This is a genomic window from Georgfuchsia toluolica (assembly GCF_907163265.1).
GTDB classification, from domain to species: domain Bacteria; phylum Pseudomonadota; class Gammaproteobacteria; order Burkholderiales; family Rhodocyclaceae; genus Georgfuchsia; species Georgfuchsia toluolica.
In genome coordinates this window covers 2,288,450-2,300,629 of the sequence record NZ_CAJQUM010000001.1, presented here as the reverse complement: position 1 = coordinate 2,300,629, position 12,180 = coordinate 2,288,450, and the positions used below count along the sequence as shown (strand labels likewise).

16 protein-coding genes are annotated in these 12,180 nt (G+C 57.7%); 5 read left to right on the top strand and 11 right to left on the bottom strand.

Features of this window, described 5'->3' with window-relative positions:
- Nucleotides 1–28: 28 nt before the first annotated feature.
- Both K5E80_RS10845 and tyrS read right to left on the bottom strand, forming a co-directional pair.
- Complete coding sequence (locus tag K5E80_RS10845; protein ID WP_246591098.1) at nt 29–625, bottom strand: SPOR domain-containing protein; 597 nt, start codon at nt 623–625, stop codon at nt 29–31.
- 110 nt (nt 626–735) lie between these two features.
- The gene (gene tyrS / locus K5E80_RS10840; RefSeq protein ID WP_220636163.1) at nt 736–1,926 is read right to left on the bottom strand and encodes a tyrosine--tRNA ligase; all 1,191 of its coding nucleotides are present in this window, start codon (nt 1,924–1,926) and stop codon (nt 736–738) included.
- A 75-nt stretch (nt 1,927–2,001) separates the two neighbouring features.
- Here tyrS and K5E80_RS10835 point away from each other — a divergent pair, with 75 nt between their 5' ends.
- A complete protein-coding gene (locus tag K5E80_RS10835) occupies nt 2,002–3,333 on the top strand; it encodes a M23 family metallopeptidase (RefSeq protein WP_220636162.1) in 1,332 nt (443 codons plus the stop codon).
- A 9-nt stretch (nt 3,334–3,342) separates the two neighbouring features.
- Nucleotides 3,343–3,672, top strand: coding sequence for an anhydro-N-acetylmuramic acid kinase (locus K5E80_RS10830; protein WP_220636161.1), 330 nt, complete (start codon nt 3,343–3,345; stop codon nt 3,670–3,672).
- 51 nt (nt 3,673–3,723) lie between these two features.
- Here K5E80_RS10830 and erpA read toward each other — a convergent pair whose 3' ends face one another.
- From erpA to rplM, 6 genes are all read right to left on the bottom strand, one after another.
- On the bottom strand, nt 3,724–4,074 hold the full coding sequence (gene erpA, locus K5E80_RS10825; RefSeq protein WP_220636160.1) for an iron-sulfur cluster insertion protein ErpA: 351 nt from the start codon (nt 4,072–4,074) through the stop codon (nt 3,724–3,726).
- Between the two features lie 34 nt (nt 4,075–4,108).
- Nucleotides 4,109–4,510, bottom strand: coding sequence for a bactofilin family protein (locus tag K5E80_RS10820; protein ID WP_220636159.1), 402 nt, complete (start codon nt 4,508–4,510; stop codon nt 4,109–4,111).
- A 22-nt stretch (nt 4,511–4,532) separates the two neighbouring features.
- On the bottom strand, nt 4,533–5,183 hold the full coding sequence (locus tag K5E80_RS10815) for a DUF6776 family protein (RefSeq protein ID WP_220636158.1): 651 nt from the start codon (nt 5,181–5,183) through the stop codon (nt 4,533–4,535).
- Between the two features lie 86 nt (nt 5,184–5,269).
- On the bottom strand, nt 5,270–6,298 hold the full coding sequence (argC, locus tag K5E80_RS10810; protein WP_220636157.1) for an N-acetyl-gamma-glutamyl-phosphate reductase: 1,029 nt from the start codon (nt 6,296–6,298) through the stop codon (nt 5,270–5,272).
- Between the two features lie 86 nt (nt 6,299–6,384).
- Complete coding sequence (gene rpsI / locus K5E80_RS10805; protein ID WP_220636156.1) at nt 6,385–6,777, bottom strand: 30S ribosomal protein S9; 393 nt, start codon at nt 6,775–6,777, stop codon at nt 6,385–6,387.
- 2 nt (nt 6,778–6,779) lie between these two features.
- The gene (rplM, locus tag K5E80_RS10800) at nt 6,780–7,208 is read right to left on the bottom strand and encodes a 50S ribosomal protein L13 (RefSeq protein WP_220636155.1); all 429 of its coding nucleotides are present in this window, start codon (nt 7,206–7,208) and stop codon (nt 6,780–6,782) included.
- Nucleotides 7,209–7,672: 464 nt separating this feature from the next.
- Here rplM and K5E80_RS10795 point away from each other — a divergent pair, with 464 nt between their 5' ends.
- The gene (locus K5E80_RS10795) at nt 7,673–8,089 is read left to right on the top strand and encodes an OsmC family protein (RefSeq protein ID WP_220637306.1); all 417 of its coding nucleotides are present in this window, start codon (nt 7,673–7,675) and stop codon (nt 8,087–8,089) included.
- Here the strand turns inward: K5E80_RS10795 and coq7 are convergent.
- From coq7 to K5E80_RS10780, 3 genes are read right to left on the bottom strand one after another with little or no spacing between them, the layout of a single operon-like run.
- Complete coding sequence (gene coq7, locus K5E80_RS10790) at nt 8,086–8,706, bottom strand: 2-polyprenyl-3-methyl-6-methoxy-1,4-benzoquinone monooxygenase (protein WP_220636154.1); 621 nt, start codon at nt 8,704–8,706, stop codon at nt 8,086–8,088. The two genes, K5E80_RS10795 and coq7, sit on opposite strands and share 4 nt — an antisense overlap.
- Nucleotides 8,703–9,224, bottom strand: coding sequence for a CNP1-like family protein (locus K5E80_RS10785; RefSeq protein ID WP_220636153.1), 522 nt, complete (start codon nt 9,222–9,224; stop codon nt 8,703–8,705). The genes coq7 and K5E80_RS10785 overlap by 4 nt, the downstream gene beginning before the upstream one ends.
- The gene (locus K5E80_RS10780) at nt 9,221–9,748 is read right to left on the bottom strand and encodes an RNA pyrophosphohydrolase (protein ID WP_220636152.1); all 528 of its coding nucleotides are present in this window, start codon (nt 9,746–9,748) and stop codon (nt 9,221–9,223) included. The genes K5E80_RS10785 and K5E80_RS10780 overlap by 4 nt, the downstream gene beginning before the upstream one ends.
- A gap of 108 nt (nt 9,749–9,856) precedes the next feature.
- On the opposite strand from K5E80_RS10780, the gene K5E80_RS10775 reads away from it, so the two are divergent.
- Nucleotides 9,857–11,563, top strand: a complete 1,707-nt coding sequence (locus K5E80_RS10775) for a proline--tRNA ligase (protein ID WP_220636151.1) — start codon at nt 9,857–9,859, stop codon at nt 11,561–11,563.
- Entirely contained in the window at nt 11,554–12,147 is a 594-nt protein-coding gene (locus tag K5E80_RS10770; RefSeq protein ID WP_246590945.1) for a lytic transglycosylase domain-containing protein, read from the top strand. Before K5E80_RS10775 ends, K5E80_RS10770 begins: the two co-directional genes overlap by 10 nt.
- Nucleotides 12,148–12,180 lie beyond the last annotated feature (33 nt).

The window sequence follows — 12,180 nt, the reverse complement described above, 5'->3', positions numbered from 1 at the left end:
TTGAAAGCGCAAGGATACTGCGTTAAACCTAACGGTGGATCACCATCAGCAGGCCGGCATCGAGGCCCATTGCCTTCAGCTTGGCGCGGGCTTCATCAGCTTCCGCCCTGGTCTTGAACGGTCCTACCTGAACGCGGGCTTCGATCTGTGCCGGTACATCGTTCTTCAGCAGCCTGGCAAGCAATTCCTGGGCGTTATCGACATTGTTGAACACCCCCATCTGCAACACGAAATGACGCTCGGTTTGTGCATTTTGTGTCAACGGATGGGGAGGAGCCGGCTTGACAGCCGCCTGTTTCACTTCGGCTGGTTTGGCTGGTGGGTGAAGCTGCCTGGGTAATGGTGCTGAGGACGAGGAACTTTCTACCGGCGCTGCGGATATCTTGTTGCTCGGGACGGCTTGTGGCGGCGGCTCGGGAAGGGTTGTGGCCACCGACATCGGCTTGGCAGCATCGACAATGGCGGACGGTTCGGAGGATGGCACGGGAGCCGCGAACATGCCGTCAATGACCGCAAGCCCGCCCAGCAATGCCGCGATGGCGACCCCGGCGAGCGCAATACGCTTGATCAGACGCCGGCGCAGCGCGTCTTCATCCAGGCTGTCAGGCTGCCGCTCGGTTTCCATCACGGGTCATCTCGACATGCTTCGCCGATAGCATGCTGGCATCTTAGTCGCCGGTCGATACCCGATAAACAAGGATCAAGCGAAGGTTTCGCCCATGTTTCTGTTCACCATCAGGTAAGCGTTACGCGTGCGAATTTGCGCTTGCCGACTTGCAGCACAACGGTGTTGCCGGCCATCAGATGCAATCCTTTGTCGCCGACTTTCTCGCCATCGGCGCGCACGCCGCCAGCCTCGATCATGCGCATCGCTTCCGAGGTGCTGGCCACCAGGCCCGCCTGTTTGAGCACTTGCGGAATTGCGCCGGCAGCAACCGTCAGTTCAGGCATGTTGTCTGGAATTTCGCTGCGCTGGAAGCGGGCGATGAAATTGTGCAACGCCGCTTCACCCGCCTGTGCACCGCCGTGGAAGCGGCTGACAATCTCTTTGGCCAATTCGAATTTGACATCGCGTGGATTGGTTCCGGCCGCAACCTGTTTTTTCAGCGCGCCAATTTCGGCGGCCGATTTGAACGAAAGCAGATCGAAATAGCGCCACATAAGCGTGTCCGGCACTGACATCAGCTTGCCGAAAATCTCGTCCGGCGCTTCGCTGATGCCGACGTAATTGCCGAGCGATTTCGACATCTTGTTCACGCCGTCGAGGCCCTCCAGCAGCGGCATGGTCAGGATGCATTGCTGCGGCTGGGCGTAGTGTCTTTGCAGTTCGCGCCCCATGAGCAGATTGAATTTCTGATCGGTGCCGCCGAGTTCGACATCCGCCTTCATAGCGACCGAGTCGTAGCCCTGCAGCAGGGGATAAAGAAACTCGTGGATGGCAATCGGCTGCTTGTTGCCATAGCGCTTGGAAAAATCGTCCCGCTCCAGCATGCGTGCCACGGTGTGGTGCGATGCCAGGCGGACCAACCCCGCGGCGCCCAACGCTTCGCACCAGGCAGAGTTGAAGCAGATCTCGGTCCTGGCCGGATCGAGAATCTTGAATACCTGCTCCTGGTAGGTCTTTGCGTTTTGCGCGACCTGTTCGCGCGACAGGGGCGGGCGCGTGGCATTCTTGCCGCTTGGGTCGCCGATCATGCCGGTGAAATCGCCGATCAGGAACATGACGTGGTGCCCCAGTTCCTGGAAATGGCGTAGCTTGTTGATCAGTACCGTGTGGCCGAGATGCAGGTCGGGCGCGGTCGGATCGAAGCCGGCCTTGATGCGCAGGGGACGACCGAGCTTGAGTTTTTCGACCAGTTCGGCCTCGATCAGCAATTCATCGGCGCCGCGCTTGATCAGCGCCAGTTGGGATTCGATATCGGTCATTGAATAAGGAGCGGGTTTTGCCTGGAGTCGCATTTTTGTTAAACTGCCCGACCCTGACGCTGACCCCGCTACTTGATGATTGCAGAAAAGAGTTCCATTTTAGCCTACCTCCGTGTCCGCAATACTGAGCGAAGCCGCCATCTGCTGCTCGGTACGGTTGCAGTCATTGGCGCATGTTTCGGCGTGGTGGCTGCGTTTGGCAACGTCTCCAGCGGGCTGGACAACAATTTCCCCCAGCAAAACATCGTCGAATCGTTGTCGCTCTCCCAGGCCACTCCGGTCGTCGAAAACGAGGAGCTGTTCATCCGCGAAGAAAAAGTGCGGCCGGGGGATTCGGCCTATTCATTGCTGGAGCGCCTCGGCGTTGATAATTTCCGCATGATTGATGCCGCGCGCGGCAATGCGCAGGCGCAACCCTTGTTTCGCCAACTCTCCCCCGGCAAGACGATTACCGCCTATCTGGATCGCGCGGGTCAGTTGCGTTCCCTGCTTTTCCCGCTCAATGACAAACAGGATCAGGCACTGGAACTGGATGACACCAAAGAGGGATTAAAGATCACGCAAAAGGTCCTGGCGCTCGAAACCCGTGTGTCCGTCAAATCCGCAGACATCAATTACTCGCTGTTTAGTGCAACGGACGCAGCGGGCATTCCCGACAATGTCGCCTCGCAACTCATAGACATCTTTGGCGGCGACATCGACTTCCACCGCGACCTGCGTAAAGGCGACCACTTCTCCGTCGCTTACGAAACAATCATGCATATGGGCAGGCCGATACGCAGCGGCCACATTCTCGCCGCAGAATTTGTCAACGACGGCCGCAACTTCAAAGCGGTCTGGTTCCAGGATGCCGACGGCCGCGGCGGCTATTACACGCCAGAAGGCAAGAGCCTGCGCAAGGCCTTTCTGCGCTCGCCGCTGGAATTCTCGCGGGTCACCTCGGGCTTTTCAATGTCACGTTTCCACCCGATTCTGCAACAGTGGCGCGCCCACAAGGGGGTCGATTATGGCGCTCCCATCGGCACTCGCGTCAAAGCTACCGCCGATGCGGTCGTCGACTATGTCGGCATCCAGAATGGCTATGGCAAGGTTGTCGTGCTCAGGCACCAAGGCCCCTACACCACGCTGTATGGGCACCTTTCAGGTTTCGCTCCGGGCATACGCAAGGGCAGTCGTGTGGCACAAGGCGATGTCATCGGCTACGTTGGCATGACCGGCCTCGCCAGCGGCCCGCATCTGCACTACGAATTCCGTATCAACGGCATATTCAAGAATCCCCTGTCCGTCGCCTTACCCGGATCTCTGCCTCTGACCAGCGAACAGATGGCGCGATTCCGCAGCGAATCCGGGGTATGGCTGGCGCGCATCGATGCGGTACGGAATATCAACCTGGCTTCAGCCGACTAAATTTGTGGCATGGCGATGACGAATCGCCATGCCGGTCTGATGTCCGGTACCAGCCTGGACGGGGTCGACACAGTATTGGCCGACTTTGGCGGCGATTCCCCGCGGGTGATTGCTTCCTGCCATCTGCCTTTCCCGGTACAGATGCGGCAGGCAGCGCTATCTCTTCAGCAGGCCGGGCATAATGAGCTGCATCGCGCTGCCTTGCTTGGCAATCAACTCGCCGCCGTCTACGCCGAAGCCACGCGGCGCGTAGTTGAACAGGCGGGAACGGCGAGCGATCAAATCAGCGCCATCGGCGCCAAGGGCTCCAGAATATTGGGCACCATCTATTCCGCATAAAACCAGGGGCGCAACGAGACAATCTCCGCGCCCTTGGTTCCGGCAAGAAACTCAGGCCGAAAACGACGATCCGCAGCCGCAAGTGCTGGTGGCGTTCGGATTCTTGATCACGAATTGCGAACCCTCCAAGCCTTCAGAATAGTCGATTTCCGCACCGACCAGGTATTGATAGCTCATCGGGTCGATCAACAGGGTGACGCCGGATTTTTCCAGCACGGTGTCATCCTCGTTGCTGACTTCGTCAAACGTAAAACCGTACTGGAAACCGGAGCAACCGCCGCCGCTGACAAACACGCGCAGCTTGAGTTCCGGGTTGCCTTCTTCGGCAATCAATTCCCGCACTTTATTCACCGCGTTGTCGGTGAAAATGAGCGGCATGGGCATTTCGGTCGGTGCATTCATGTAATTCTCCTGTTGGGGCTATGGGCCGGAACCCTTAGTTGGTGGTGGCCAGCTTTAATTCAACTGACTTCGCTGCAGCGCCCTGGTGAATCAACCGTCCCTGAACAACGGCGCCAAGGTGCATTTCTATCGAATTGTATTCCACATCTCCTGTGACCCGGGCCTTGGTCTGGAGTTCCAGAAAACCGCTGGAATGCAGCTGCCCGATCACCGTACCGTTAACAACCAGATGCGAGACGGTGATTTCGCCCTCGATGCGGGCGTGCTCACTGATTACCAGCGTACTCGACTGGTCTCCAATCGCCGTCACATTGCCACGGATTTCACCATCGACGCGCAAGCCGCCGGTGAAAACGACATTGCCCTCCACCTTGGTACCGGCGCCGACAAGGCTGTCGATCCGGCTTTGGGTCTTGTGTGCAGTTCTCGAAAACATGACGATACCTCCTTAACCAAACTTACACCGTCACTTGTTGTGATGCCACCACCGTCGTGCCCTGCATCAGGCGTACCTCGAGTTTCTTGAGTACGGCATTTGCCGGCAGCGTAAAAGTGCCCTCAATACGGCGAAAATACTTGAAACTGACCAGAAACTTCCGGGTGTCCGGCGCAGCTGCATCCGGGATGTTCACGATAACAGTTTTCCCGCCCTGCTGAACTGTCGCCACCATCTGTAGCTGTCCCTTGAATTCATGATCGGAGCGGGATACCGGAGCCGCCAGCAGGAATCGATAACGGCAGACATCTCCTGCTGTGGCGGCTGGCACCACCAGCATGCGGTGAATGCTAACAGTTCGATTTTTTACTTCGCCCGCGGCAAGGTTCTCGAATGCCGCCAGATCCTCGCGCAAGCTGCTATTTTCAGCCTCCAGCCGCTTTACCTGTTCGCCGAGTTTCTGTTGCGCAGTGCGTTCAATCTGTAGCGAGGCTTCGCTGCCATTGCCAATTGCGCGCAAATGCTCTGCTTCGGTTTCTAGTGCCTCGACGCGGTTGCGCAGACCGCTGAGTTCCTGTTCGGTCGTGGTTTTGTCGCGGCCGGTATAACCGCTACTGACGACATAAACCCAACTCACCAGAGAAATAACGGAAATTAACAGCAAAATCGTCACTAATGCGCGCCAATGCCAAGGAATATGGGCGCGTACTGTCACTCGCGGCGCCGCCATACCAAACCGGCCGCGCAAACGGCGCAGCATCAAGGCAGGACGGGAACGTGCGAAAGTCCGGTACATTCGTCGAAATCAAACATCAGGTTCATGTTTTGCACAGCCTGCCCCGCGGCTCCTTTGACAAGGTTATCGATCACCGAGAGCACCACCAGTGTATTGCCGTTTTGGGGCCTGTGCAGGGCGATGCGACATATATTCGAGGCCCTTACCGAGCGCGTTTCGGGATGCGACTTGGGTGGCAGCACATCGACGAAGGGTTCCTTCGCGTAGCGTTGTTCAAAGATTGCCTGAAAGTCTGCTTCCCTGGTGATGCGTGCGTACAGTGTTGCGTGAATGCCTCGAATCATCGGGGTCAAATGCGGCACGAAGGTCAAGCCAACCGCACGCCCCGCCGCCAGCGTCAGCCCCTGGCTGATCTCCGGCAGGTGCCGATGCCCCGGAACTCCGTAGGCCTTGAAATTGTCGGAGGCTTCGGAAAACAGGATATGCGTTTCAGCTTTGCGTCCCGCACCCGATACGCCGGATTTGACATCGGCAATCAGGCTGCTGACGTCAATGCATCCCGACTCTACCAATGGCAGGAAGCCAAGCTGTGTTGCCGTCGGGTAACAGCCGGGATTGGCCACCAGGCTGGCCTTCCTGATGGATTTCCGATTCACCTCGGGCAGGCCATAGACGGCTTCAGCCAGCCAGCGCTGGCTCGTGTGCGGCATGCCATACCATTTTTCCCAAACGTTGGCGTCCTTGAGCCGGAAGTCCGCGGCAAGATCAATCACCTTGACTCCTGCTTCGAGCAGTGCAGGTGCCTGCTGCATGGCCACCCCATTGGGGGTGGCGAAAAACACGAGGTCGCATTTTTCGAGCGCCGCACTCGCCGGATCAGAGAAAGCCAAGGCCACGCGACCGCGCAAGCTGGGAAACATATCCGCTACCGGCGTACCGGCCTCGCCGCGAGATGTAATGGCAACCAAATCCACCTCAGGATGCTGGGCCAGCAACCTGAGCAGTTCAACCCCCGTATAGCCAGTACCACCGACAACGCCAACCTTGATCATTGCAAGCTCCGTAATGTCTTGGTGAGATATTAGCGCACAGACAAAAAAGCCGCCCGCAGGCGGCTTTTCGAAAGCGTTGAAGCGAATTACCGTTTCGAGAACTGTTTGCGACGGCGCGCCTTGTGGAAGCCGACTTTCTTTCGCTCGACCTCGCGCGCATCACGCGTCACAAAGCCTGCCTGCGACAGAGCGGGCTTCAGCGTCGCATCGTATTCGATCAAAGCACGCGTGATGCCATGACGCACCGCGCCTGCCTGGCCTGATTCACCGCCGCCCACCACGTTGACCATGATGTCGAAGGTGCCCGAATGCTGTGTCAGTTCGAGCGGTTGACGCACGACCATGCGGCCGGTTTCGCGCGAGAAGAACTCGTCGAGCGGCTTGTCGTTGACTATGAACTTTCCGCTGCCCTGTTTCATGAAGACGCGTGCAATCGCCGTCTTGCGACGACCGGTGCCATAGTAGTAATTGGTGGCCATACTTAAATCTCCAGTGCCTTGGGTTGCTGTGCACTGTGCGGATGTTCAGCACCCGCATAGCACTTCATTTTCTTCAGCATTGCGTAGCCGAGCGGCCCCTTGGGCAGCATGCCCTTGACGGCTTTTTCCAGCACGCGTTCCGGAAAACGCTGCTGCAGCTTGGTGAAGTTGGTTTCATAAATTCCACCAGGATAGCCGGTGTGGCGAAAATACTTCTTGTCCTCGGCCTTGTTGCCGGTCACACGCAGCTTATCGACATTGACCACGACGATATAGTCGCCTGTATCGACGTGCGGGGTGTACACCGGCTTGTGTTTGCCGCGCAAGCGTTGCGCAATTTCAGTTGCAAGACGTCCCAGCACTTTGTCAGTTGCATCGACGACGAGCCAGTCGCGCTGGACTTCATGCGGCTTGGCAGAAAACGTTTTCATGAAGAAACCCCGATTTTAATGAGCCTTGGGCAAAAACAAACCCATGGGCGGAATGCGGAAAGCCGCGCATTGTATGTCAGCCATTACAGCAGTGTCAAACCTTTGCCCAAACTACGCATTCAGGCAAAAAAAACGCAACCCCTTGGGGTTGCGCTGAATTCGCCCCCGTTGCGGGGACGAGGAGGAGAAGTTGCTGAATGCTGTAAAATTTTTTCTACAACAATCAAAGTAGAACAATCATAACAAATATTATGCTGCATTGCAATAATATTTTCAGTCTCTTTGATTTATGTCAAATATTAGCTTAACTATATGATTAATTTGGATTGATATGTATCCAATAACATTCTAACAACATATCCGGGCTGCCTGCATTGTGGCAAGCAGCAAGAAAGCCTGACTGGAACAAAATTCGGGTCGGATACAATTCCATGCTTGAATTTCAAGCAGATGGAGCAGGCACTATGGAATGCACGATTCGCTGGCACGACGGGATGAGTTTCATTGCGGAAACCGGGAGCGGACATCTCGTCGCAATGGACGGGGCACCGGAGGCAGGAGGGCGCAATCTTGCCCCGCGTCCAATGGAAATGGTGCTGGCCGGCACTGGCGCCTGCACAGCGTTCGATGTCGTGCTGATCCTGAAGCGTAGCCGGCAGGACATTACCGACTGCGAAGCAAGGCTGATTGCCGAGCGCGCCGAGAGCGACCCCAAGGTCTTCACCAAAATCAATTTTCATTTCGTGGTCACCGGTCGAGGGCTGAAACCGGAAACCGTGGAGCGCGCAATCAAACTATCAGCGGAAAAATATTGCTCGGCGTCCATCATGCTCGGCAAGACAGCCGAAATCACCCACACTTGGGAAGTCGTGGAGGGCTAGAAATAGTAAGTGGTGCGCGTCATCGCGCCGGATATCGCGCGCATCGCCCACTTGACCGGCGGCGGCAATTCCCTGGCGCCAAGTTTGACGGCCGTCCTGGCATGGCCGATTTCATCCACCTTCATCTGTTCGACGATCTCTCGCGAGCGCCTGTCATGTGTGGGCAGGCTGCCAAGGTGGCTTTGCAGATGCTGCTCGACCTGACGTTCGGTTTCGGCGAGAAAGCCGAGGTTCCATTCGTCGCCGCATTTGCCGGCAATGACGCCCATTGCCAGCGAGCCCGCATACCAGAGCGGATTGAGAAAGCTCTTGTGGCTACCCAGTTCAGCGAGCCGGTGCTCAGTCCAGTTAAGGTGCTCGGTTTCCTCGAAGGCCGCGTATGCCAGGGCACGCCGTGTTTCCGGATTGTGCGAAGTCAGACTTTGGCCCTGATAGAGTGCCTGCGCACAAATTTCCCCACAGTGATTGACGCGCATCAGCGCCGCTGCATGGCGCTTTTCGGCCTCGCTCAGATCAGCCTCTGGCAAGGCGGCGCCAGGGACGTCGCGGCGGCTTGGCGCGGGAACAAACAAGGTGCGCAACGCCCTGTCGAATTCAATAATCAGATGGTCGATCATGGCATTCCAGGACGCTTGCCGCGGCGCAGGGCAGCGCGCGCTTCGGCGGCATCACGCGGCGCATTGCCGGGCGGACAAAAAAAATCACGGCTCAACACCGCATGATGTTGGTTCACCAGCTTGTTTTCGATCGGCCGCCATAGCGGATTCGCGACTTTGCTCCAAGTCCCATTAGAGCGCCCGAGCGCGAACAACTTGAACTCAAGCGTGTCGCAACGCATGCCTTCGAGACTGATGTTGCTGGCGCCGCCGGCAGTTTTCACTACCAGCACATAGCGCACGATGTCATCCGTCCCGATGCTGACGGTACTGCCATCGACGAAAAACCGGTTGTGCTCTGTCGGTCCGACATAGAACTCAATGAGGTTTCGCTCAACGGGAAACTCGGGGATTTGCGTCGCAGCTTCCTGCCAGGGTTTTTCCTCGAAATCGTAGGGCTTTTCTGGATCTGCCAGCGCCGCATCCACCATGAAAGCCGAAACCAGAAAGCCGAGAACCAATAAATGATGTCGAATCATTGAGTTTGCACACCGTTCTTGCTTGGCCATTTAGGTTGGCGCTCCGCAGGATGGATAAAAAGGTGCCGCGCCAGTTCGGTCAATGCCTTCTCGTAGACCTCGCGTTTGAAATCAATTACCGAATCCAGCTGCACCCAGTAGCTGTTCCAGCGCCATGCATCGAATTCGGGGTGGCCGCTGGCACGCAGCGATACATCCGTATCGCGGCCGACCAGACGCAACAGAAACCATATCTGCTTCTGCCCCTTGTAGGTGCTGCGCCATTCGCGGCGAACCCATTGCTTGGGTACGTCGTAACGCAACCAGTCACGTGTCCTGCCCAGAACCTCGACATGTTCCGGCCTGAGCCCAACCTCTTCATGAAGTTCGCGATACATCGCCTCCTCGGGCGATTCGCCGCGCTTGATGCCTCCCTGCGGAAACTGCCAGGAGTGTTCGCGGATACGCTTCCCCCAGAAAACCTGGTTGAGACTGTTGGCCAAGACAATGCCGACGTTCGGGCGATAGCCTTCACGATCGAGCATGATGCAATCTTCCAATAACTCACTGCAGTCGATTCTTTCACAATTGCCAGCGGCTGGATAGACCGATCCGCGCAGTAAAATCGCGCTTTCTTAGTTTCAGGTCAGATCATGCGCGCATCACGGTTTTTTATTGCCACACTCAAGGAAGCTCCCGCCGACGCGGAAATCATCTCACACAAGCTGATGATGCGGGCCGGGCTGATCCGCCGTCTGGCGGGCGGCATCTACACCTGGATGCCGATGGGGCTGCGTGTGCTGCGCAAGGTCGAAGCCATCGTGCGCGAGGAAATGAACCGTGCCGGCGCCATCGAATTGCTGATGCCGGCGGTACAGCCCTTCGAGTTGTGGGAAGAATCGGGGCGCGGGCCGAAATACGGCCCCGAACTGTTGCGCTTCAAGGATCGGCACCAGCGCGATTTCGTCATCGGTCCCACTCATGAGGAAGTTATTACCGATGTAGTGCGGCGCGAAGTGAAAAGCTACAAGCAACTGCCGCGGCACTTCTACCAGATCCAGACCAAGTTCCGCGACGAAATCCGGCCCCGTTTCGGCGTCATGCGCGGGCGTGAGTTCCTGATGAAGGACGGTTATTCCTTCCACGCTTCCTACGCGGATCTGGAACGCGAATACCGCAACATGCATGAGACCTACACGCGTATCTTCACGCGTCTCGGGCTGAAATTCCGCGCCGTCGCCGCGGACACCGGTTCCATTGGCGGTACCGGCTCGCACGAGTTTCATGTGCTGGCCGATTCGGGCGAGGATGCCATTGCCTATTGCTCCGCCTCGGATTACGCGGCGAATGTAGAACTGGCCGAAGCACTCGCGCCAACAACACCGCGTGCGGTAGCAACACAGACGATGCAAAAGGTGGCAACGCCGGGCAAGACCAAGTGCGAAGACGTCGCGGCATTCCTCGGCGTCCCGCTGCAAAAAATGGTCAAGGCCGTCGCCGTGATGCGCGCAGAAGGCGGCTTCGGCCTGCTGCTGCTGCGCGGCGACCACGACCTCAACGAAGTGAAAACACAAAAAGTGATCGGCGAATTCCGTTTTGCGCGCGACGAGGAAATTGTCGCCGCGCTCGGCTGCAAACCCGGCTACATCGGCCCGGTGGCTGGGAACAAGATCGCCGTATTCGCCGACCGCACCGTTACCACAATGAGCGATTTCGTCTGTGGCGCGAATGAAGCCGGATTTCATCTAACCGGCGTCAACTTCGGCCGCGACCTTCCTGAGCCTGCGCAAGTCGCCGACCTGCGCAACATCGTCGCCGGCGATCCCTCACCCGACGGCAAGGGCGCGCTCGACATCTGTCGCGGCATCGAAGTCGGGCACATCTTCCAGCTGCGCACCAAGTACGCGGAGGCGCTGAAATGCCAGTTCACCGACGAGCAGGGCAAGGAACAAGTGATGGAGATGGGCTGCTACGGCATCGGCGTTTCGCGCATTGTTGGCGCGGCGATCGAGCAGGGCAACGACGAACGCGGCATTATTTTCCCTGCCGCCATTGCACCGTTTGAAGTCGTCATCGTGCCAATGGGTTATGCCAAGAGCGAGGCCGTGCGCAAGGCCGCCGACGGCCTGCTCGCCGATCTTCTTGCAGCAGGCATCGACGCCATCCTCGACGACCGCGACGAGCGCCCCGGCTCGATGTTCGCCGATTGGGAACTGATCGGCATACCGCATCGCGTCGTGGTCGGCGAGCGCGGCTTGAAGGAAGGCAAGCTCGAATACAAGGGCCGCTCTGATGCCGAAGCCCAGATGCTGCCTGCCGGCGAAGTGCTGTCATTTCTCAAACAAAGTCTGTGCGGCTGATACTGGCTTTTGCGCTGCTGGCATGGGCGCAGTTCGCCCATGCCGGCGCGCAGCAATACGAACCCCTTGCCGCCAGCGTACAGGCCGCATTGCATGAAGCAGTGTCCGACATGGCCTCGCCCGAGCCAAAATTCCCAAGCGTCGTGGAAAAGGTGAACTGGCTCACCGAGATGTCGAAGCGTCTTACAAAGCGCATGCCGGATCGCATCGCGCGCCTTGAATTCCTCAAGACCGTTTATTACGAAGCCCAGCGCGCCGGTCTCGATCCGCAACTGGTGCTGGGCCTGATCCAGGTGGAAAGCGGATTCCGCAAATACGCCGTCTCGGGCGCGGGTGCCCGCGGCTACATGCAGGTGATGCCGTTCTGGACCAAGCTTATCGGTAGCAAGGGCCAGGATCTGTTCCACATGCGCATCAACCTGCGCTACGGTTGTACCATCCTGCGCCACTACCTCGACATCGAACAAGGCGATCTCTACCGTGCCCTCGGCCGCTACAACGGCAGCCTCGGCCAGCCTGAATATCCGAACATGGTGCGTGCAGCGTGGGAAAAGCAGTGGGCCTGGCCCGCACTGCCGCATTGATCTGGTAGCGTTATGCCCTTGCCCGTATGAACT